This window comes from Thermopolyspora flexuosa (assembly GCF_006716785.1).
Classification (GTDB): Bacteria; Actinomycetota; Actinomycetes; order Streptosporangiales; family Streptosporangiaceae; genus Thermopolyspora; species Thermopolyspora flexuosa.
The window spans coordinates 2069950-2090754 of the sequence record NZ_VFPQ01000001.1; the positions used below are offsets into that span (position 1 = coordinate 2069950).

20 protein-coding genes are annotated in these 20805 nt (G+C 71.6%); 8 read left to right on the plus strand and 12 right to left on the minus strand.

The genetic code is table 11. The annotated features are described in order from the left end of the window. Window positions 1–261: 261 nt before the first annotated feature. Window positions 262–816 carry a class IV adenylate cyclase gene (cyaB, locus tag FHX40_RS08805; protein ID WP_229789132.1) on the minus strand — a complete coding sequence of 185 codons (555 nt, stop codon included), beginning with the start codon at window positions 814–816 and terminating at the stop codon, window positions 262–264. A gap of 915 nt (window positions 817–1731) precedes the next feature. Here cyaB and FHX40_RS08810 point away from each other — a divergent pair. The 7 genes from FHX40_RS08810 to FHX40_RS08840 all read left to right on the plus strand — a co-directional run bounded on the left by FHX40_RS08810 (window position 1732) and on the right by FHX40_RS08840 (window position 7998). Continuing rightward, entirely contained in the window at window positions 1732–2016 is a 285-nt protein-coding gene (locus FHX40_RS08810) for a hypothetical protein (protein ID WP_211350215.1), read from the plus strand. Window positions 2017–2496: 480 nt separating this feature from the next. Then, entirely contained in the window at window positions 2497–3219 is a 723-nt protein-coding gene (locus FHX40_RS08815) for an ABC transporter ATP-binding protein (RefSeq protein ID WP_229789131.1), read from the plus strand. Beyond that, window positions 3216–4118 carry an ABC transporter ATP-binding protein gene (locus FHX40_RS08820; RefSeq protein WP_142259153.1) on the plus strand — a complete coding sequence of 301 codons (903 nt, stop codon included), beginning with the start codon at window positions 3216–3218 and terminating at the stop codon, window positions 4116–4118. The genes FHX40_RS08815 and FHX40_RS08820 overlap by 4 nt, the downstream gene beginning before the upstream one ends. Next, window positions 4115–5005, plus strand: a complete 891-nt coding sequence (locus FHX40_RS08825) for a branched-chain amino acid ABC transporter permease (RefSeq protein ID WP_142259154.1) — start codon at window positions 4115–4117, stop codon at window positions 5003–5005. The genes FHX40_RS08820 and FHX40_RS08825 overlap by 4 nt, the downstream gene beginning before the upstream one ends. Beyond that, window positions 5005–6132, plus strand: coding sequence for a branched-chain amino acid ABC transporter permease (locus FHX40_RS08830; protein ID WP_142259155.1), 1128 nt, complete (start codon window positions 5005–5007; stop codon window positions 6130–6132). The genes FHX40_RS08825 and FHX40_RS08830 overlap by 1 nt, the downstream gene beginning before the upstream one ends. A gap of 80 nt (window positions 6133–6212) precedes the next feature. Beyond that, entirely contained in the window at window positions 6213–7484 is a 1272-nt protein-coding gene (locus FHX40_RS08835; RefSeq protein ID WP_142259156.1) for an ABC transporter substrate-binding protein, read from the plus strand. Window positions 7485–7794: 310 nt separating this feature from the next. Beyond that, on the plus strand, window positions 7795–7998 hold the full coding sequence (locus tag FHX40_RS08840; protein ID WP_189136282.1) for a hypothetical protein: 204 nt from the start codon (window positions 7795–7797) through the stop codon (window positions 7996–7998). A gap of 5 nt (window positions 7999–8003) precedes the next feature. Here the strand turns inward: FHX40_RS08840 and FHX40_RS08845 are convergent, their stop codons facing one another. The 8 genes from FHX40_RS08845 to FHX40_RS08880 all read right to left on the minus strand — a co-directional run bounded on the left by FHX40_RS08845 (window position 8004) and on the right by FHX40_RS08880 (window position 16139). Then, the gene (locus FHX40_RS08845; RefSeq protein WP_170198775.1) at window positions 8004–8825 is read right to left on the minus strand and encodes an MMPL family transporter; all 822 of its coding nucleotides are present in this window, start codon (window positions 8823–8825) and stop codon (window positions 8004–8006) included. 108 nt (window positions 8826–8933) lie between these two features. Next, on the minus strand, window positions 8934–9584 hold the full coding sequence (locus FHX40_RS08850) for a response regulator (RefSeq protein WP_142259158.1): 651 nt from the start codon (window positions 9582–9584) through the stop codon (window positions 8934–8936). Next, the gene (locus tag FHX40_RS08855; RefSeq protein WP_142259159.1) at window positions 9581–10675 is read right to left on the minus strand and encodes a sensor histidine kinase; all 1095 of its coding nucleotides are present in this window, start codon (window positions 10673–10675) and stop codon (window positions 9581–9583) included. Before FHX40_RS08855 ends, FHX40_RS08850 begins: the two co-directional genes overlap by 4 nt. Before the next feature lie 232 nt (window positions 10676–10907). Continuing rightward, the gene (locus FHX40_RS08860; RefSeq protein ID WP_211350216.1) at window positions 10908–11480 is read right to left on the minus strand and encodes a bactofilin family protein; all 573 of its coding nucleotides are present in this window, start codon (window positions 11478–11480) and stop codon (window positions 10908–10910) included. An 844-nt stretch (window positions 11481–12324) separates the two neighbouring features. Further along, the gene (locus tag FHX40_RS08865) at window positions 12325–12708 is read right to left on the minus strand and encodes a CBS domain-containing protein (protein ID WP_142259160.1); all 384 of its coding nucleotides are present in this window, start codon (window positions 12706–12708) and stop codon (window positions 12325–12327) included. Window positions 12709–12877: 169 nt separating this feature from the next. Beyond that, a complete protein-coding gene (locus FHX40_RS08870; RefSeq protein ID WP_142259161.1) occupies window positions 12878–13870 on the minus strand; it encodes a BtrH N-terminal domain-containing protein in 993 nt (330 codons plus the stop codon). Between the two features lie 347 nt (window positions 13871–14217). Next, entirely contained in the window at window positions 14218–14796 is a 579-nt protein-coding gene (locus FHX40_RS08875) for a dihydrofolate reductase family protein (protein WP_142259162.1), read from the minus strand. 107 nt (window positions 14797–14903) lie between these two features. Further along, entirely contained in the window at window positions 14904–16139 is a 1236-nt protein-coding gene (locus FHX40_RS08880; protein WP_229789130.1) for a serine hydrolase domain-containing protein, read from the minus strand. A gap of 507 nt (window positions 16140–16646) precedes the next feature. Here FHX40_RS08880 and FHX40_RS08885 point away from each other — a divergent pair. Continuing rightward, complete coding sequence (locus FHX40_RS08885) at window positions 16647–16973, plus strand: hypothetical protein (protein WP_142259163.1); 327 nt, start codon at window positions 16647–16649, stop codon at window positions 16971–16973. Between the two features lie 6 nt (window positions 16974–16979). Here FHX40_RS08885 and FHX40_RS08890 read toward each other — a convergent pair whose 3' ends face one another. The 3 genes from FHX40_RS08890 to FHX40_RS08900 form a co-directional block, all read right to left on the minus strand. Next, window positions 16980–17555: a GNAT family N-acetyltransferase gene (locus FHX40_RS08890; RefSeq protein WP_142259164.1), complete on the minus strand. Its 576-nt coding sequence runs from the start codon at window positions 17553–17555 to the stop codon at window positions 16980–16982. A gap of 309 nt (window positions 17556–17864) precedes the next feature. Beyond that, complete coding sequence (locus FHX40_RS08895) at window positions 17865–19379, minus strand: aldehyde dehydrogenase (RefSeq protein ID WP_142259165.1); 1515 nt, start codon at window positions 19377–19379, stop codon at window positions 17865–17867. Window positions 19380–19416: 37 nt separating this feature from the next. Then, complete coding sequence (locus FHX40_RS08900) at window positions 19417–20802, minus strand: MFS transporter (protein WP_142259166.1); 1386 nt, start codon at window positions 20800–20802, stop codon at window positions 19417–19419. Window positions 20803–20805 lie beyond the last annotated feature (3 nt).

Below are 20805 nucleotides of genomic sequence, written 5' to 3' on the forward strand. Positions count from 1 at the left end.
CATGTCCTGTCGGTGCGCCCGCTGAAAGGCCGCGCATCCCCTGTCCCAGGGGGATTCAGTGGGGGGTAGATCTTTCCGCCGCTGTGCCGGAAGGCGTGATCGCGACCACATCCATGGAGATCCGGCCGGGACGGTTGTATACGGGCATGCGCCACTGCCCATGAGACGCGGAAGCGGGGATCAATCGATCGCGCCGCGATCCGGCTTCACCTCGATCTGGCCCTCCTGTGAGGCCTGCGGAGCTGCGATCGGCTGGTCGGCTCAAGCCGAGGTCGTCGCGGCGTACACCAGGGAGTCGTAGGTATCGGTGATGCGCTCCAGGTCCACCCCGAGTGAGAGCGCGAAGGAATCGAGTCGTTGCTGTACGACAACACCGGACTCCCCGGCACGCGCCGTCCGTTCAAGCTCGAGGAACACCCCGAGGTGCTCGATCTCATCGACGCAGATGGACGTGCCGTTCAGCGTCCCGGTTCGCCGCGTCTTCACGACGCGAACGGTCGGGCGGAAGCCCATCGCGATGACAGCCTGATGCATCTGTTCCCGGTCGGCGACCTCCGTCTCGTGTTCCAGGCAGGCCATTTCGTTGTCGAGTGGCTTTTTCACGGTAAACAGGTGCCTGCCCTCCTGGGTGCGCAGACGGGCGAAGACCACTCCGATCTTGCTGTGGCCGTGGCTCCAGCCCGCCTGTGCATACGCTTGGTCGTCCTGCCGTACCGGGGTTGACAAGGTCACACCGCGCCGGCTCAGCGCGGCTTCCAGCGCCGCCAGGTCTTTCACGCGGTATTTGACCTCGACTTCCTGTGCCTCATGAGACACCTGTCCGCCTCCCGGATATCCCCTTGGGCAAGGCAGCTTATCGACACCATGAACGGCCATTGATGTCGTTTCGCTGGAATCCACATGGAGGCCGTGGCGAAGAACCACGTCCGAGCATTCATAGGGAGGACGTGGACAATAGATCACCTTTTTGCGAAAAGGCACCGTTCCCGTGCTTTGCAGCGTGGTGGACGCGTGCAGTGGTCGTCGCGGTCGATCGCATGCGATCGGATCGCCACCCTTCCCCAGGGCTGCTCCCCTGGGTGCGCTGCCGAGACCGGTGACGAGTACGGCCGACACCCCCGCTATGGCTTCTGGGCTGCTCCGTTGACCCGCTCCCGATCGACGTGCCCGCAGACGCCCCTCGGCGGCAGGCCGGGAGCGAGGGCCGACCGGGTACCCGGCAGCCGACGACACCGTGACGCGCGCGTCCGGCCCTTCACCCGCCGACGGCGGTGCCGAGGGGTGGCTTGTGCTGAGGCGAGGTCATCAGGCCCGCAGCGGGGAGCCCCGGGCATCGGCGGGCCCTGGGCCGTACCGGCGATCCCGCGATGAAACGTAGGGTCCGCCGCATGACGCCACATCACGACACCGACGGAGGTAGCGGCTCGTCGCGATGGCGACCCGGCGCATCGGCCGCCGGGTGGTGCCGGTCTCGGGCCCACGGCGCCCCGTCCCGTTGGCGGGTGGTCACGTGACGGTGGCCCGACGCCGGTCCTTTCCGGTGTCCGGCGGCGCGCAGGCGACCGCGGCCACGCCGCGGCCCGGCGCCCATACGTATTTATGTATACGCTAGGACGTCCAGCCATTCCGGCGCCGACGCCTGCCCGGCGCATAGGCGCCTCGGGTGTCCGGCCGGACCGTCCGCGTCACGCCGGAGCGGGAGGGCGGAGCATGCCGCGAGGGGAGCCGAGGGTGGCCGCGTCGGGGGAGTGGCGCGACGAGCGGAGCGGGGAACGGCTTCCCGCGGGGGAGGCGCACGCCTGGCAGCCGGGCGCGAACCAGACGCTGTGCGGGCTGCCGCTGAGCCGGGCCGGGCTGCACCGGTTTCACCACGTGGTGTGGCCGGACGTGTTCCCCGAGTCCGGCGGGGCGGCGGAGCGGGTACGCCGGGTCTGCCGCAGGTGCCTGGCGGCCTCGGGGCGGCGGTCGGCGCGCGGGTGGAGCAGGCCGTGGGTCAGGCGGTCGCCCCGCCCCTGAAGGCCCGCCTCCGGCCCGGGCCGTACCGCGCACTGGCGCGCGATATGGCCGGACATGTCCGACACTGTTCCATTACGGTCTGATGACGGTTCCGTCGCCAACACCACTGCCGTGAGGCGAAAACCCCACTTGACCTGATACGCCGGAGGAATGCAAGATCATCCCGACTCCAGGCTGGTCGGTGGTTGGCCAAACGTCCGGTCAAGAGTGACATCCTTGTATCAAACCGGTCGGCCACCGCCGAACTGACGACAAGTCTCACCTGCGTCATTTGTCGTAGGTGAGGGGCTGCACATTGTCCTGTCCGCGCGGTCATTCGGCCGTCGTCGGGTGCGGCGTGACTTGGGTAACGTCGCCGACACGCCTTGTCGAACCAGCCTAGCGAGGAGTCTTTTTGTGACAGGTGGGGAAACCGGGTCCCAGTCATCCGAGGGGCTCGTCGTCCGAGATCTCACGGTCCGGTACGGACCTGCCATCACTGTGCTGAGATCCATCGACGTCGAGGTCCGTCCCCGCACCGTGGTCGCGTTCTTGGGCGTGAACGGTGCAGGCAAGACGACTCTGACCCGAGCGGTGACCGGCATGCTGTCCTTCCACGGCGGTTCGGTGATCTCCGGGGACATCAGGTGGAAGGGACGCTCGATCGTCGGCCTCAACCCCCGGCGCATCGTGCGTGCCGGCATCAGCCAGGTGTTGGAGGGGCGGCGGATCTTCGCCGAGCTCACCGTGGACCAGAATCTGTCCGTCGGTGGCATTACCAAGCGCAATGACAACGCCCTCAAGGAGCGGCGCGACTGGATTTACGACATGTTCCCGCGGCTGCGCGAGCGCCAGAACCAGATGGCCGGCTATCTGTCCGGTGGTGAGCAGCAGATGCTCGCGATCGGACGCGCGCTCATGCAGTCGCCCGAACTGCTCGTGCTGGACGAGCCCTCCCTGGGTCTCGCGCCGAGCATCGTCGAGCACATCCGGGACACGATCGCCGGCATCCGCGAGGCCGGGACGAGCGTCCTGCTCATCGAGCAGAACGCCACCATGGCGCTCTCCGTCGCCGACTACGGATACATCCTCTCGCACGGAACCGTGACGAAAGAGGGACCGGCCAAGGAACTGCTCGCCGATCCGCACATCCAGTCCTTCTACCTCGGCCTGGACGAGGACACCGGCGAGCTCGACGCCGTCAAGCACGGAGCGACCGCATGACCACCGGCAAGCCGCTGCTCGCGGTTCGTAACGTCAAGCTCACCTTCGGTGGCATCACCGCGATCAAGGACGTGTCGTTCGAGGTCGAGAAGGGTGAGTTCTTCGCCATCATCGGCCCCAACGGGGCGGGCAAGACCTCGATGCTCAACGTGCTGAACGGGGTGTACAAGCCCACGTCCGGCACCGTCGAGTTCGAGGGCCAGCCCCTGCTCGGCCGCAAGCCGGCCGACATCGCCCGCCTCGGCATCGCCCGCACGTTCCAGAACCTCGCGCTGTTCGAGGAGATGACGGTCCTCGACAACGTGGTGCTGGGCCGCCACCACTTCATGAAGGCGGGCGTGCTCAGCGGCATGCTCTGGTTCGGCCGGGCCCGCCGCGAGGAGTACGAGGCCCGGCGCGACTGCATGCCGCTGATCGAGCTGATGGGCCTCTCCGACATCCGGAACGAGCTCGTCCGGGACCTGCCGTACGGCGTGAAGAAGCGCATCGAGCTGGCCCGGGCGCTCGCGATGCGGCCCAAGCTGCTCCTGCTCGACGAGCCGGTGGCCGGCATGAACGGGCCGGAGACCGCGGAGCTCGCGAGCTGGGTGCTCAACGCCAAGCGCGAGCTCGACCTGACGATCATTATGATCGAGCACGACATGGCGCTGGTGACCAAGGTCGCTGACAGGGTGCTGGTACTCGACTTCGGCGAGGTCATCTGCTGCGACAAGCCCTCCGTCGCGGTCAACGACCCCCGCGTCATCCGCGCCTACATCGGCGGCACCGACGAGAAGGTCATCAACCAGGCGACGGCGGGTCTCAAGGAAGGGTCGGCCTCCACGGACACGACGGAGAAGTCGGCCTCCGACGCCAAGAAGGAGTCGGTCTCCACCGCCACCTCGGAGGACGCCTCATGACGGAGAACCTGCAGATCCTCGCGGGCGGCATCTCGCTCGGCTGCGTGTTCGCGCTGCTCGCCCTCGGCTTCGTGATCGTGTCGAAGGCGACCGGCGTGTTCAACCTCGCCCAGGGCGGGTTCGTGGTCTGGGGCGCGTACTCGACGTACTTCCTCCACCAGCAGGTGGGCCTGCCGTTCTACGTGGCGGCGGTGCTGTCGATCCTGTTCGTCGCGCTCGTCGCGGCCGTGATGGAGGCCGTCGCCGTCCACAAGGTGGCGAGCAAGAACCTGTACACCCCGATCCTCGTCACCTTCGGCCTGCTGATGATGATGCCCCCGGTGGTGTCGGCGTTCTGGGGCACGGGCCAGCTCACCATCGGTGACCCGTGGGGCCTCAAGGTGATCCGCATCGGCGAGGTCGCCATCACCGAGCGGAACGTCGCGGTGATCGTGGTGACGCTCATCGTGGTCGCCGTGTTCGGCCTCTTCTTCCGGTACACCCGGCTCGGCCTCGCCATGCAGGCGACCGCGCTCGACCCCGAGGCCGCCCTCGCCCAGGGCGTGAGCGACAAGCTCGTGCACCGGCTCTCCTGGGCGATCGCGGGTGCGCTCGGCGCGTTCGGCGGCATCATGCTCGCCACCGCCGGCGGTGTCGGTCTCGGCCCCGGCCTGGAGGAGTACGCGCTGCTCGCCCTGCCGGTGATCATCCTCGGCGGCATCGAGTCCCCGCTCGGCGCCGTGGTCGGCGGCCTGATCGTCGGCATCATCCAGCAGTTCGCCGTGGTGTACGCGGCCGAGGACTTCGGGGTCGGCTTCGAGGAGGTCGTGCCCTACCTGCTTATGATCGCAGTCATGCTCGTGCGTCCCCAGGGCCTCTTCGGGACCAGGAAGGTCAGGCGAATCTGATGGCGGTCGACGTCTCCCCCGGTGTCGCCGAGAAGAACTCCGCGAGCAAGCACGCGGCGCCCAAGCTGCGCCTGGTGAACAGCCGCGCCGGCCGGATCGGCGTCGCCGTGTTCATCGTCCTCATCGTGGCGTTCCCCCTCAACTTCGGCGACACGTACTGGCTGGGTGTGCTGAACTCGGCGGGCATCGCCGCGATCGCCGCCATGGGCCTGAACGTCCTCACCGGCTACGCCGGTCAGCTCTCCCTCGGCCACGCGGCGTTCGTGAGCATCGGTGCCTTCACCGCCCAGTACGTGGGCGGCCAGCTCGGCCTGCCGATGATCGTGTGGCTGCCGGCCGCGGGCATCGCCGCCGCGGTCGTCGGCGCGGCGGTGGCGCCGTTCGCGCTCCGGCTGCACGGGCCGTACCTGGCGATCGTGTCGCTCGCCCTGGTCGCGATCGTCGTCTGGGTGGCCCGGAACATCCCGTCGATCACCGGCGGTAACGAGGGAACCTTCGTCACCGCGGAGGCCACGCTCGGGCCGATCAACTTCGCGGAGCTCTCCATCGGCCCGCTCTCGTTCGTGCGCGAGCAGGGCATGTTCATCCTCATCTGGTCGATGGTGGGGCTGTTCCTGCTGCTCACGGCGAACGTGATGCGTACCCGCGCGGGCCGGGCGATGCAGGCGGTCCGGGACCACGACATCGCCGCCGAGGTGCTCGGCGTGCGCATGATGCGGACCCAGGCCAACGCCTTCGTCCTGTCCACCTTCATCGCGGGCGTCGCCGGCGGCCTGCTCGCGGTGAACCTCGAGTACATCCGGCCGGACGAGTTCGGCGTCCACCTGTCGGTGGAGTACCTGGCGATCATCGTCATCGGCGGCCTGGCGTCGCTGTGGGGCCCGGTCCTCGGCGCCCTCTTCGTGACCATGGTGCCGGTGATCGTCGACATCTTCTCGGACTCCCTGCCGTTCATCCAGCACGGCGGAACGGACGGGATGAGCACCACCGACATGAGCCTGCTGCTCTACGGCCTCCTGATCGTCATCTTCCTGCTCGCCGAGCCCAAGGGCCTGGTCGCCGTGATCCGGCGGATCCGGGACCGGGTTCGGCCGCCCCGCAAGGCCGCGGTGAACTCACCCGCCTAGGCCGACGGGGCACCTCATGTGGCACCATCTTCCCCGCGTCTAACCCTCCCTTGGGCGTACCACCGAGAGGAAAAAACACGATGAAGTTCCCCAATAAGAGAGCAGGTGTCTCCGTTGCCGCCCTGCTTCTCAGCGCCGCCCTCACGGCGACCGGCTGCGCGGCCCAGAACAGCGGTGGCGGCAGCGGTGGCAGCGGTGAGCTGAAGGCCGGTCCGGGCTTCGACGCGAAGACCAACACCATCACGGTCGGCAACATCCTCGCGCTCAGCGGCCCGATCGCCGCGACCGCCCGTGAGCAGCTCGCCGGCCAGCAGGCGTGGTACGACAAGATCAACGCGGCCGGCGGTATCGCGGGCAAGTACAAGATCAACCTGATCACCGCGGACAACGCGTACGAGGCGCAGAAGGCCGTCCAGGCCTACAACGAGATCAAGGACAAGGTCGCCCTGCTGTCCGGCGTGCTGGGCACCCCGTCGGTGAAGGCGCTGATCCCGATCGCCAACCGCGACAAGATGGTCGTCATCCCCAGCGCCCAGGACGCCAGCATCAAGGACGAGCCGCAGCTCCTGCCCACGTTCTCCACCTACCAGTCGGAGGTGGCGAACGGCGTGTCCTACCTCGTCAACAAGGACCCCGACCTCAAGAAGGCCAAGTTCTGCGTCCTCGGGTACAACAACCAGTGGGGTGAGGACATCAACGAGGGTCTGACCTACATCACCTCCAAGTGGGGCGCCAAGGTCGAGACCTTCGCCAAGTACGGTCCGACCGACACCCAGCTCACCGCGCAGATGCAGCAGCTGAAGTCGGCCGGCTGCGAGATCATCGGCTTCAGCGGCGCGGCGAACAACGTGCCCGCCGTGGTCTCCGCGGCCACCCAGCTCGACTACAAGCCGAAGTGGGTCATGGGGTTCATGGCGAACGCCACCGCGTTCTCCGAGTCGCCGATCGCCGACTACCTCAAGGAGAACATGATCTTCACCGGCCCCGGCGGTGACCTGAAGGGCGACGAGAACCAGACCCTCAAGGAGCTGCGGGAGTCGAAGGCCCTCAACGGCGCCGAGCTCACCGTTCAGCACATCTACGGCCACATCCAGGCGATCGCGGTCACCACGCTTCTGGAGAAGGCCATCCAGAACGGTGACATCACCCGCGAGGGCCTGACCAAGGCGCTGTCCGAGCTGGAGAAGGTCAGCTTCAACGGCATCAACGGTGACGTCATCCTCACCCCGGGCAACCGTACGCTGCCGCACTCCACGACCATCTACGAGTACGACAAGGAGTACTCGCCGTACGGCCTGAAGGCGGTCGAGAGCAACTTCACCGCCCCCGAGGGCATCGACCCCAAGTTCTGATCCACCGCACCGACAGCGGCTGAACCGCGGTCCCGTGCCGGGCGACCGGCGCGGGACCGCGTTCCCTTTTCGCCCGGTTTTCCGGGCGAACGCCTGGCGGTGCTGGGAGACGTGTCGGTACGGGCGCGGGTCAGGCGTGCTGGCCTGCGGCGGTGCGGGCCGCGGTGACCACGACGGTGGTGTAGGGCACGGTGAACCGGCCGCCCAGTGTGTCGATCGCCGCGCCGACGGACTCGAGGATCAGGGCCAGGGACTCGGCCGGCAGCCGGGTGAGGATGCCGGCGTTCCCCTGCTGGCCGAGGCGGTGAACATGACCGCCGCCTATCTCGCCGCCGAGCGCGAGCTCGGCCGCGTCACCGCCGAGGCCGACCTCGACACGCTCGCCACCGCCCTGGTCGGCGCCGTGCACCTGCTGTTCGCCGACCGCACCGGCGCCCCGCCGGCACCGGAGGCGGTGGAACGCACGGTGGCCACGGTGCTGTCCGGGGCCCTCGCGCAGCGGCCGCTGTTCTGACCCGCTCAGGCGGCGCGCGGCCGGGACGGCCACCAGGCGCGGGGGCCGACGTCGAGCAGGAGCGCGGGCACGAGCACGGCCCGGACGAGGAAGGTGTCGAGCAGGACGCCGAGCGCGACGAGCACGCCGAACTGCACGGCCCACACGAGCGGCAGCACGGTCAGCGCCGAGAACGTCGCCGCCAGCACGAGCCCGGCGCCGGTGATCACCGATCCGGTGAGCGCGAGCCCGCCCAGGACGCCGTCGGCGTGACGGCCGGTCCGGTCGATCTCCTCGCGGATGCGGCTCGCGAGGAAGATGTTGTAGTCGACCCCGAGGGCGACGAGGAAGACGAAGCCGAGCAGGATCGCGTCGTGGCCGAGCGCGGGAAAGCCGAGCAGGTGGCGTGAGACGAGCCAGGTCAGCCCGAGCGCCGCGCCGTACGAGACCACCACGGTGGCAACGAGCAGCAGCGGGGCGATGAGCGACCGGAGCAGGACCACGAGTACGGCCAGGGTGACGAGCAGCGCGAGCGGCACCACCCGCAGCAGGTCGCGGCGGTGCGCCTCGGCCGTGTCGACGGCGGTGGCGGTGGGGCCGCCGACGAGCGTGCCCGGGGTGCCGGCGAGGGCGGCGCGCAGCCGTACCACCGTGCGCTCGGCCGCGGCGCTGTCCGGTGCGTCGGCGAGCAGGACACGGATCCTCGCCCGGCCACCGGCCTCGACGGGCGGCTGCACCCGGGACACCCCCGCGGTGGCGCGGGCGATCGCCGCCGCCTTCTCCCGGTCCGGCCAGGCCGTGATCACGTCGACGGGGGCGGAGGCGCCGCCGGGATAGTGGGCCGACACGAGGCGCTGCCCGACGGCGGACTCCGGCGGGGAGGTGTACGCCTCAGCGCCGGGGATGCCCAGGCGGGCGGTGGCGAGGGAGAGGCACAGCGCGCCGAGGAGGCCGGCTCAGCGCACCAGGCCGGACTGGTAGGCGATCACCACGAGCTGCGCCCGGTCCCGGGCGCCGAGCTTCGTCATCGCCCGGCTGACGTGGGTGCGCACGGTCGCCGGGCTCACCACCAGGTGGCGGGCGATCTCGTCGTTCGACATGCCCCTGCCGACGAGGCCGAGGATCTCCACCTCGCGGGCGGTCAGCGCGTCGAGCCGGTGCCGTGCCGACGCCGGGGCCGGGCGGCCCGCGAACTCCTGGATCACCCGCCGGGTCACGGAGGGCGACATCAGCGAGCCGCCCTCCACGGCGACCCGGATCGCGCGCAGCACGTCGGCGGGGTCCCCGTCCTTGACCAGGAAGCCGCTCGCGCCCTCGCGCAGCGCCTCGAAGATGTACTCGTCGATCTCGAACGTGGTGAGCATGATGACGCGGGTGTCCCGCAGCGCCGGGTCGGCGGTGATCTCGCGCAGCGCGGCGAGCCCGTCCATGCGCGGCATGCGGACGTCCATCAGCACCACGTCCGGCCGCTTGGCGCGCGCCAGCCGTACCGCCTCCTGGCCGTCGGCCGCCTCCCCGGCCACCTCGAGGCCCTCCTCGCTCTCGATCAGCACCCGCAGCCCGATCCGGACCAGTGCCTGGTCGTCGGCGATCAGTACCCGAATCACCCGTCAGCCCTCTCGTCGCCGTGCCCGCGTCGTCGGGTGGGCAGCCAGGCCCGTACGGCGAAGCCGCCGCCGGGCTCCGGCCCGCAGTGGAACCGGCCGTGCAGCGCCTCGACCCGCTCCCGCATGCCGATGATCCCGTTGCCGGGCTCGCCCGGGGTGGTGCGCCCGTCGTCGACCACGCTCACCGCGACCTCGTCGGGTGTGTAGTCGAGGCGCACCGTCGCCGAGGCGCCCCCGGCGTGGCGCAGCACGTTGGTGAGCGCCTCCTGCACGATGCGGTGGATCGCGTGGGCGGTCGCGGCGCCGACGTGGGACGGCTCGCCGGTGACGATCAGCTCGACGGGGTGGCCCGCCGCGCTGAGCGAGGCGACGAGGTCCTTGACCGCGTCGAGGTCCGCTCCCGGGCGCCGGTCCCGGATCACGTCGAGGGTACGGCGGAGCTCGTCGAGCGCCTGCCTGCCGGTCTCGCGGATCGCGGTGAGCGCCTCGATCGCCTGGCTCGGGTCGCGGTCGGCGACGTGCAGGGCGATGCCGGCGCGCATGCTGATCACGCTCAGACTGTGCCCGAGCACGTCGTGGATCTCACGGGCGATGGCGAGCCGTTCCTCGTGCGCCCGGGCGCGGGCGCGTTCGGCCGCGGCCTCGGCCTCGGCCGCGCGGCGGCGGCGCTGCAGCAGCGTCACCGCGGCCGTGCCGTACGCGGTCAGGGCGGCGGCGAACCAGGCGAAGCCGACCAGGAACGGGCTCGCCTCCGCCGGTACGGGGCCGATCAGGTCGGAGGCGAGCAGCGCGGCGCCGGTCAGCGCGGCCGCCGCCGCGCCGGCGGGCAGGCCGTACCGGAGGGTGAGGTGGAACAGGCAGAGGAGGGGCGCGAGCAGGACGGGGCCGGGGGCGTGCCCGCGTGCCAGCATGACCGCGGCGCAGGCCAGGGTGATCGCGAAGGCCGTACCCGGGCGGGCCCGCCACAGGGCGAGGGCGAGCCCGGCGACGACGAGGAGGCCGTAGGCGATCGCGTCGAGTGCCCGGTACGGCGGCATGCGGTTCAGGGTGGCGACGTGGGTGCCCGCGACGAAGAGCGGAGCGGCCGCCACGCCGATCAGGAGGTCACGTCCCGGAAGCCTGAGACTGGCCACAAGGCCCACCCTAGGCGTGGGGGAGCGGCGCGGTCGTCAGCGCGGCGACGTATTCGGTACCGCGATCCGCGTACATCGGGCCGCGGCGTTCCGTCCGGAAGCGCATGCGCGGTGGGCGAATGCGGCCCGGCGCGCCGAGGGCGGGCGCCGCCCGGTGGCGCCGCCCGCCCAGGAGCGTCGCGTCATGACCTCAGAAGCGCCGGCACTGGTCTTCCTTGTTGCCCTGCACCCGGTTGCCGCCGCCGACCGGCCTGGGGCGGTTCTCCTTGCACTGCAGGTTGCCCTTGACCCGGTTGCGGTAGATCGCCGCGCCGCCGCCCTTGTTCTCGAACACCTGGATGTTGCCGCCCACCCGGTTGCGGTCCACGCGCAGGCCGCCCCGGTTGGCCTCGAGCTGGATGTCGCCGTTGACGCGCGAGGAGAGCACCGCGGCCGACCGCCCCTGCTTCACCTGCACGCTGCCGATCACCACCGAGCCGCCGGCCACCGTGACCGAGCGGGCCCCCTCCGCCTGCACGTTGCCCTTCACCCGCACCCCGCGGGCGACGAGCACCGCGCCGTCCTCCACCTTGATGTTGCCCTTCACCCGGGTGCCGAGCAGCGCGCACCGCGCCCCGTCCGGCACCCGCACGTTGTCCAGCGTCACCGCCCGGATCGTGCCCCGGCACACCCGCTCGTCCGCGAACGCCGGGCTCGCCACCACCAGCCCGCCCACAACGGCCCCGAGCACCGCTCCGCCCGCGACCACCTTGATCATCCGCATCGCATTTCCCTCCCTCGCAGCGGCCGTGCCGTACGGCCGGACGATGCGAGCCTCTCGGGCGGCGGTGAGGATCCGGTGAGGCACGTATTAGAGCGTTCTCATCGAACCCGCCCCGCACCGGTGCGCGACCGCCGTCACGGGCCCGTCCGGGCCGGCTGTGCTCCGCCGGCACGATCGAGGGCCGCGCCCGGTAGCTGTGATCTACGTTGTAAAGGTCGCCACCGAAATGAGCAAACGCCCTCATATCGGGCAAACCCCACTGTCGCCTCCCTCTCAACGACCACAGGGGGACGCGGATGACGTCGGCGGGCGGCGGATCGAATTGACCTCAACCATGCTTGAGGTTCTAGCCTGCTTACGTCCGTTGTCATGGCGGATGGGGCGTACGTCGAAGGCGGTGGCCGAGCTACGGCTCGGCCACCGTCGGCCGCTTTCTCATGCCCGGGTTCGGGCTCGTTTCTCGGGGAGCACGAGGTCGCGCCACCGGCCTCCCGACCGAGCCGGCGGTACTCGTCGAACCGGGGCCGGGCGACGTCCAGACGCTCCTGTCCCCGATCGGCGGACCGTGTCCGGCTCAGCCGAGACGTATGCCCGCGAGATCGTTGGGGGTCCCATCTCCCTTTCGGCACTGGCTCCCGCTGCGGCGCCGTCTTTTCGGATGGCGTTGAGGCCACCGTCGAAGGGCGCGGGCCGTCGGTCCCGGTAAGCCATCGGGCACGGCGCGGATAACTCACCGAGGGGGCTCGCTCCAGCCCCACCCGCCGCCGTGTGGGGGCCCGATTCCGAGCCTGCGACGGCTGTTCAACGCGCTGTGCGGGGGTTCGGTATCGGCCCCATCGCGCGGTCAGGTAGCCCAGGTCTCCAGGGCCAGCAGGTCGCGCATGGACACCATGCCGACCATGCGCCCGTCCTCCTCGACGGGGAGGTGGCGGATGCCCTCGTCGAGCATGCGCTTGGCGACGTCCCGCGAGTCCTCGTCGGGGTGCGCGGTCTTGATCGTGGTCGAGGCGTAGGCGGCGGCGGTCATCGCCGCCGGGTCGCCCGGCTCCTGGGGGTCGGCGAGGGCCGCCACGAGGTCGCGTTCGGTGATGATGCCGATGACCCGGTCGCCGTCGAGGACGGCGAGGGAGCCGACGTTCTTCTCGATCATCCGCTGCGCGACCTCGGTCAGCCGGTCGTCCGCGTCGCAGCCGAAGACCTCCGGCCGGTACACGTTTCCGATACGCATGGCTCCCCATCCGGTTAGCTCGATCCCTCGCCTACGGTTATTCCGCGTCGCCGGCCCGTCACACCGGTAGGGCGGGTTATCCCTGGCCATGCCGTACAAATCTGGCGATCGGGGCTAACCATGGCGCAGGCTCCAGAGTGACTCCGGACGGCTCATTCCGGGTGAGGCGTCAGCGGTCCCCGCAGGCGCTCAGGGCGCGCATCGCCTCGGCCTCGATGCGGGAGATGTCCTCCAGTACGGCGCCGGCCCGGTCGAGGAGGGCCGGGTCGCCGGTCTCGCCCGCCTTGGCGATCAGAGCGGCGGTCTGCGTCCAGAGCTCGGCGGCCTCGCCGTACCGGGTGTGGCCGGTACGCAGGGCGGGGTCGTCGAGCCACTGGGTGCACTCGGCGAGGAAGTCGCGGTAGATGTTGCGGAACAGCGCGCCACCGGTGCCGCCCTGCTCCATGAGGCGGGCGGCCTGTGGCAGGTCCTCGTGCGGCCGGTCGGTACGGCGCAGCCAGCCGCGTACCTCCCGGGCGGCCTTGGCGATGCCGCGGTGGCCGAGGTTCGCGATGGGGGCGGTGAGGAACGCGTCGGCGCAGGACCTGATCGCGGACACGATGTGGTCCCGGGTCACCTGCACCGGGCCGGGCGCGGTGATGGTGAAGGACCGGTTCCGGGCCGTCATCGGGCCTCGCTCGGCCCGCGCCCTGGCGAGGCTCGCCAGCGAGGTGCGCAAGGCCTCGCCCTGCTGGGCGGTGTCCACCAGGTAGGCGTACTCGTCGTCGTAGCCGTACATCGCGACCATGTGGCCGCCGAAGTGCACCCGCGAGGTGAAGTACTCCAGGTGGTAGCTGTCGAGCTGGAGGCCGACCGGGCGCCCGGCGTCGATCTGGGCCACCACGTTCTGCCACGCCTTGCGCTCCGAGGCGGTCTCCGCCACCTGCAGGGTCAGCCCCAGCCGGGCGGCGAGGTTCCTGGTCAGCTCGAAGGGCCTGACCCGGCCCCCGAGGAACGGGAAGGCCATGTTCCTGCCGTCCCAGTAGATGAACGACAGGCCCGCGCCGAGCCCGAACAGCATCGGCTCGGACAGGTCGATGCCCTCGTGCCGCAGCAGCACGCCCAGCGTGGTCGTCTCACAGTGCCGCATGCCGCGGGGTTCGATGCCCTCCACCACCGTCATCGTCCGTCCCTCCGATGTGCCTCGTCTCGGCCGCCGACCGGCCCACGATGCCGGTCGGACACCGGGTCGCTCTCGTGTCGCGGTGGCCAGGATGGACCCTCACACCGTGGCAGAGTCCAGCCCGCACGAGGACACATCGGACGGCCCGGCGGCCGTCCCACGAGGGGACGTCGCATCCGCCGCGTGGGACGACGCCGAAGCGGACCGGGCGCCGCACTCTCCGGGCCGGCGCCGTCGTCGTGGATGCGCGAGCCCGTGGCGTCGTGTTGGTCCACGAAGCCCCGGCCTGCCCGGAGAGGTACGGCGGGTACCCGGTCACCCGGACCCAAAGGATGTCCGAGTGCTCGTTACGCGCCCGCCGCGGCGGTCTGGGCCGGGCCGTACACGAGGTACACCACCCCGGTGGTGAACGGCTTGGCGCTGATCAGCCGCAGCGGGATCGGCGGCTCGCCCTCGTCGAACAGGCGCATGCCCTTGCGCACGGCGACCGGGTGGACCAGCAGGTGCAGCTCGTCGAGCAGCCCGGCGGCGAGCAGCTGCCGGACGACGGAGACCGAGCCGCTCATCGCGATGTCCCCTTCGCCCGGCTCGTTCTTCAGGGCGGCGACCGCCTCGATCAGGTCACCCTGCAGCCGTTCGGAGTTCCGCCAGGTGAAGGTGAGGTCCTGGCGGGTGACCACGATCTTCCGCATGTCGCCGAGCACCTTGGCGAACTCGGCGTCCTCGCCACCCTCGGCCTCGCGCTGCGGCCACGCCCCGGCGAAGGTCTCGTAGGTCCGGCGCCCGAGCAGCAGGGTGTCCGCCGAGGTGAGCTGCGCGTCGACGGCCGCTCCCATCTCGTCGTTGAAGTACGGCATGTGCCATTCCTGCGGTTCCCCGACCACGCCGTCGAGCGAGATGAACAGGCCCGCGGTGAGCTTTCGCATGTATGGCTCCTTGTCGATGAGTGATCTGGATGTCACTTCCTCTGACCGGCGAGGGAGCGGAAACTCATCGCGGGATACGGGGCGAATTTCGCAAGAAGTTTCGGCCGTCAGTCGACGAGGGCGCTGTAGACGAGCCGGCGCAGCTGCGCGCGGGTCGGGTACGTTCCCGCCCCCGCCAGCCGGGAGCCGCCGCGCAGCGGCAGCGACTGGGTCATGAACACGACGGTCAGATCCTCCACCGGGTCGACCGAGAACATCGTGCCGGCCGCACCGCCCCAGTAGTACTCGCCGGCGCCCGCCACGCTGAGCGACTTCACCGGGTCGAGCACGACGGCGAACCCGAGGCCGAAGCCGACGCCGCGCAGGTCCGTCTGGGTGAAGGCGCTCGTCGACAGCGTGGCGAGGTCGGCGTCGAGGTGGTTGGCGGTCATCAGCCGCAGCGTCCGGGGGGAGAGGATGCGGACGCCGTCGAGCTCGCCGCCGCCCGCGAGCATCAGGGTGAACCGCACGTAGTCCGAGATCGTCGACAGCATGCCCCCGCCCGCGGACAGCACCGACGGCGGGGTGAGCGCCCGGTCGCCGACGGTGTCGTCCCGTACCGCGAGGCCGGTCTCGGGGTCCGAGACGTAGAGCGCGGCGAGCCGTTCCTTGCGGCCGTCGTCGGCGTACCAGACGGTGTCGCGCATGCCGAGCGGCCCGGTGACGCGCTCGGCGATCGCCACGTCGAGGCTCTGCCCGGTCCAGATCTCGATGAGCCGCCCGAGCACGTCGGTGGAGACGCCGTAGCCCCAGGAGCTGCCCGGCTGGAACAGCAGCGGCAGCCGGGCGAGGTCGGCGCAGACGGACGCCAGGGTCGGGCCCTCGGGAAAGCCGAAGCCGTAGCCGGCCCGCCGGTACAGGGCGTCGACCACGCCGGCGTGCTGGAATCCGGCGGTGAGACCGGAGGTGTGGGTGAGCAGGTGCCACACCCGGATCGGCTCGGCCGCCGGGACGGTCACCACGTCGTCGACCGGGCCCTCGGCGTACACCCGGACGTCGGCGAACTCGGGCAGCCAGCGGCTGATGGGGTCGGTGAGCTCGAACGCGCCCTCCTCCCACAGCGTCATCGCGGCCACCGTGGCGATCGGCTTCGTCATCGAGTAGATACGCCAGATCGTGTCGTCGGTGACCGGGAGCCCGGCCTCGCGGTCGCGGTGGCCGTACGCGGAGAGGTGGACGATTCGCCCGTGCCGGGTGATGGCGAGCTGCCACCCGGCGAGCCGTCCCTCGTCGACGTGACATGCCAGCTGGCGGTCGATGCGGTCGAGCCGCGTGCGGTCGAAACCCATGATCGTGTCGGTCACAGTGCGCCTGCCCCCGTCGGTCGTTCCAGGCGGTACCCGGGCGGAGTCGATCTTGCCTCCGGCATTATCCGTCACTCGGGCGGTGCCGCCGCACCGGCCGGCGCCGGCAGGGGCACCGGTGCGACGGCGGCCGCCGGGATGGCGAGGGGCGCTCTTCAGGCCGAGCGGCTCGATCGCCGCCTGATTGCTGCGGCGTCGGTACGGCTCAGCCGGACCGGCCCAGGCGGGCGCCGGGTGCCTCACCCGGCCGGAGCCGCCGGTGGGCCTTGCCCGCTTGGCGCAGGTCGCGGAGGGTCCAGGTGCGGCCGGCCGGGTCGAGGGGGCGGGTGGCCTCGGTGAAGACTCGGCGGCGCGGCGGTAGGAGAGGCGGCCCTTCCCGGTCACCGGGCAGACGTCGGCGGGCGGGGCCGAGCGGGAGGCGCGGCGTTCGGTGAGGAACAGCGGGCCCGCGGTGCGGCCGACCAGGAGCTCCCGCCGGCCGCCCTCGCCTTCACCGCGCCGGTCGCCGTGATCACGGCCGCCGCCCTGGCCGCGGGCGTGGGCTCGGCCGTGTCCCAGGCGCTGTACGCCACCACGAACCAGCAGCACATCCCGCCGGAGGCGCTCGGCCGGGTGCTGTCGGTGGCGAGCGTGGGCGCGTTCGCGTTCGGCCCGATCGGGCCGGCCGGCGCGGGCCCGGTCGCCGCCGCGGCGGGCATCCCCGCCGTGCTCGGCGCGGCCACGGCGATCCAGGTCGCCATGTGCCTCGCGGTGCTCGCCGTACCGGCGGTGCGCCGCCTCACCCCGCCGGCGCCGCAGCGGCCCGCGGACGAGGTGGCCGAGGGCGCGCGGTGAGGCCGGTCAGCCGTCGCGTGGCCCGGCGCCGGGCCATGGGCCGGGGGTGCCGCCCTCGACCCGCACCGCCTCGACCTTGGTGTCGTAGATGCGGAAGCCGCGGGCCTGGTAGTTGGCGAGGGCCACCGGGCTGTCGAGCGAGCAGGTGTGCAGCCAGACCCGCCGGGTCGGGGCGAGGCCGGGCCAGCGTTCGGCGAGGTCCCAGGCGCGCAGCGTGCCGACGGTGAGCAGGTGGCCGCCGATGCCCTGCCCGATCGCGTACGGCAGCAGCCCGAAGTAGGCGATCTCGACGTCGCCGGTGCCGTCGCCCGCGCTGAGCTCGACGTACCCGGCGGGGGTGCCGCGCAGCCAGGCCACCCAGGTCTCGGTGCCGGGGCGGTCGAGCCACTCCTTCCACTGCCGCCAGCTCCACGGCAGCCGGTCGGTCCACCGCCAGTCGCCGCCGACCGCGGTGTAGAGGAAGCGGCTGAACTCGGGGCTGGGGATCTCGGCGCGGACGATCCGCACGTCCTGCGCCGGGGGCCGCGCGGGCCGCAGGTCGTCCGGGTGGGTCTGTTCCAGGTACCAGGTGGTCACGTCCATGGTCCGCCCATCCAACCACGCCGCCCGGGCCGTGCCGAGGGCCGGATGCGCCGAAGCGGAGGCCGGCGCCCGGTCCGGCCCGGCGGCCCGCCGGGGTACGGCCGGGCGGGCGTGGCGGCAGGCGGCCCCGGACCTGCGCGGGGCGGCCGCGCGACCGGTCCCGCCGCCCCCGTGAGGCGGGCCCGGCCGCGCGGCGCAGGGGAAGGGGTGGTGGTGAAAAGAGGCGGAAGGGGCGGGTGGAAGCGGGGCGGGCGGCCGATGGACGGGCCCGCCCGCCCCGCGCCGGGGGAGGCCGAGCTCAGCGAGAGCTCAGGAGTAGCGGATCACCTCGTCGGTGCCGAACCAGTCGAACCGGCCCGTGCCGTGGTTGAGGATGATGCTGCGGGTCTGGGTCCACTGGTGGTAGGCCTCCCTGCCGTTCTCCCGGCCCAGCCCGCTCGCGCCCCGGCCGCCCCAGGGCGAGGCCGGGTCGAGCCGGTGGTGGTCGTTGACCCACACGGTGCCGACGTTGAGCCGGTTGACCACCCGCAGCGCGCGGCCCACGTCGCGGGTCCACACGCTCGCGGCCAGGCCGTACGGCGAGTCGTTGGCGAGCTCGATCGCGTGCGCCTCGTCGTCGAACGGCTTGACCAGGGTGACCGGGCCGAAGATCTCCTCCCGCCAGGCGATGCCGGTGGTCTCCACGTCGGCGAGCACGGTCGGCAGGTAGAAGTAGCCGTTCCCGAGCGCCGGGTCGTCGGGCGTGCCGCCGCCGCACAGCACGGTCGCCCCCTCGGCCCTGGCCTTCTCCACCAGCGTCACCACCCGCTCCAGCTGCCGGGCCGAGGCGACCGGGCCGACCTGGGTGCGCTGGTCGAGCGGGTCGCCGAGCCGCAGCGTCCGCACCCGGGTGACGAGCCGGTCGACGAACTCGTCGTACACCCCGCGCTGGACGAGCAGCCGCGCGCCCTGCACGCAGGTCTGCCCGGCGGCGATGTACGCGGCGAACATCGCCCCGGCCACCGCCTGGTCCAGGTCGGCGTCGTCGAACACCACCACGGGCGCCTTGCCGCCCAGCTCGGCGCTGAGCGGGATGAGCCGGTCCGCGATCGCGCGGGCCACCGCCCGGCCGGTGGGCGTGCCGCCGGTGACGTCCACCTTGGCGATCAGGGGGTGCTGCACGAGCGCGGCGCCCGCCACCGGGCCCTGGCCCGGCACCACGTTGAGCACGCCGGGCGGCAGTCCCGCCTCGTGCAGCAACCGGGCGAGGATGTGCGGGGTGATCGGCGCCACCTCGGAGGTCTTGAGCACCACCGAGTTCCCCGCCGCGAGCGCGGCGGCGAGCTTCTTCAGCGCCACGTGCAGCGGGTGGTTCCACGGGGTGATCAGCGCGCCGACGCCGAGCGGCACCCGCTGCACCACGTTCATGTGGTCGGTGTCGACGTCGGGCAGCGTGCCCTCCTCGGTCTGCGCGAGCGCGCCGAAGTACTCCAGCCACTCCGGCTGGCGGCGGAGCTGGGCGGTCATCTCGCGGATCGGGCGGCCGGTCTGCCGGCACTCGATCGGGATGAGCTCGGGCAGCGCGTCGGCGAGCAGCCCGGCGGCACGCTGCAGCACGCGGGCCCGGTCCCGGCCGCGCAGCCGCGACCAGCGGCCGTCCTCGAAGGCGGCGTGCGCGGACCGCACGGCCTCCTCCACGTCCGCGGGCTGGGCGTCGGCCACCTGGCAGATCACCGAGCGGTCGTAGGGGTTCTCCACGTCGAAGGTCGCACCGCCCTGCGCCGGGCGCTCGGTGCCGTCGACGAGCACGCCGTACGGCGGGGCGGTGACGCTGCTGTCGGTCATGGCTGGCTCCTGTTCGGGAAGGTCGGCGTACGCGGGATCAGGCGGTGCCGGCCGGAGGGACGAGCCCGGGAGCGGAGCCGCGGGCCGGCAGGGGAGCGGGGGTGCTCGCCTCCTCCTCGTAGAGGAAGCGGCCGCGGCTCTCCGGGCTGAGGAGGACACCGAGGAACGCGATGACGGTGGCACCGGACACGGCCACCACCGCCAGGCCGGTGTTGCCGCCGAAGTACACGGTGGCGATGGTCCCGGCCACCAGCGGACCCGGGACGGTGAGGAACCGGCCCGCAGAGTTGGTGACGGCGATCGCGGTCGCGCGCACCGCCGGCCCGAACAGCTCGGGGAAGTACACGCTCGGGCCGGCCAGCACGCCGAGCACCCCGAACCCGACCAGCGGCAGCAGCCACAGGTAGGTGGTGTAGGAGTGCTCGAACGGGTACAGCACGCCCAGGCCGATCGCGGAGCAGAGGAAGCTCACCAGGAACGCGCCGCGGCGGCCGATCCAGTCGGCGATGAACCCCCAGCTCGCGTACCCGGCCACGCCGCCCAGGTTGAGCAGCGCGGTGGCGAGCGCCACCCGGCCGACCGCGTCGGTGCCGGTGACGCCCTCGCGGGCGAGGACCTGACGGATGATGTCGGGGGTCCAGGTGGTGACCGACCAGAACGCCAGCAGCACGCCCGTGAAGATCATGGAGCAGACGACGGTGCGGGACAGCAGCGGCGGGGTGAGCACCCGGGCCAGCACGAACCGGTCCTCGGCGGTGCGGATCCCGGCCGCCTTCCGGGCCCGGCGCCGCTCGGCGATCTCCACCATCGCCTGCGGCTCGTGCAGCACCCGCCGCACGAAGATCCCGGCGAACGCGGGCAGGATGGCCGCGGCGATCGTCACGCGCCAGCCGTACCCGCCGAGCAGGCCGTAGGTGAGCGAGGCGAGGAAGAAACCGGCGGCGAAGCCGGACATCATCACGCTGATCGCCTTGCCGCGGTACCTGCCGCTCCACGTCTCGGCGATCAGCGCCGCGCCCACCGGGACCTCCACTCCGGAGCCGAGGCCGGCGAGGAAACGCAGCGTCGCGAGCTGCCAGTACTCCTGGACCAGGGCGGTGGCGGCGGTGCAGACCGCGTACAGCAGGATGCAGGCGCTCAGCACCCGCACCCGGCCGTGGTAGTCGGCGAGCGTGCCGAAGATGATCGCGCCGATCGCCCAGCCGGCGAGGAACAGGCTGATGGCGAGCCCGGCGTGCACGCCGATCGCGGTGGGGGTGGCGGCCGGGCCGAGCAGCTCGGTGACGGCCGGGCCGACGATGAGCGCGTACAGGCTGGTGTCGTAGCCCTCCAGCCCCCACCCGAGGGTGGTGCCGATGAGCACGAGCCACTGGTAGCGGGTGATGGAGCGCAGGCCTGCGCCGTGGGGGGTGCCGGTCGTCATGGC

Bases quoted from the DNA above. Each gene is read 5' to 3' on its own strand.
- FHX40_RS08820 (WP_142259153.1), top strand. From the start codon at position 3,216: ATGACCACCGGCAAGCCGCTGCTCGCGGTTCGTAACGTCAAGCTCACC.
- FHX40_RS08870 (WP_142259161.1), bottom strand. From the start codon at position 13,870: ATGACGGTGGTGGAGGGCATCGAACCCCGCGGCATGCGGCACTGTGAG.
- FHX40_RS08865 (WP_142259160.1), bottom strand. From the start codon at position 12,708: ATGCGTATCGGAAACGTGTACCGGCCGGAGGTCTTCGGCTGCGACGCG.
- FHX40_RS08860 (WP_211350216.1), bottom strand. From the start codon at position 11,480: ATGCGGATGATCAAGGTGGTCGCGGGCGGAGCGGTGCTCGGGGCCGTT.
- FHX40_RS08830 (WP_142259155.1), top strand. From the start codon at position 5,005: ATGGCGGTCGACGTCTCCCCCGGTGTCGCCGAGAAGAACTCCGCGAGC.
- FHX40_RS08900 (WP_142259166.1), bottom strand. From the start codon at position 20,802: ATGACGACCGGCACCCCCCACGGCGCAGGCCTGCGCTCCATCACCCGC.
- FHX40_RS08825 (WP_142259154.1), top strand. From the start codon at position 4,115: ATGACGGAGAACCTGCAGATCCTCGCGGGCGGCATCTCGCTCGGCTGC.
- FHX40_RS08840 (WP_189136282.1), top strand. From the start codon at position 7,795: ATGACCGCCGCCTATCTCGCCGCCGAGCGCGAGCTCGGCCGCGTCACC.
- FHX40_RS08895 (WP_142259165.1), bottom strand. From the start codon at position 19,379: ATGACCGACAGCAGCGTCACCGCCCCGCCGTACGGCGTGCTCGTCGAC.
- FHX40_RS08890 (WP_142259164.1), bottom strand. From the start codon at position 17,555: ATGGACGTGACCACCTGGTACCTGGAACAGACCCACCCGGACGACCTG.
- FHX40_RS08835 (WP_142259156.1), top strand. From the start codon at position 6,213: ATGAAGTTCCCCAATAAGAGAGCAGGTGTCTCCGTTGCCGCCCTGCTT.
- FHX40_RS08875 (WP_142259162.1), bottom strand. From the start codon at position 14,796: ATGCGAAAGCTCACCGCGGGCCTGTTCATCTCGCTCGACGGCGTGGTC.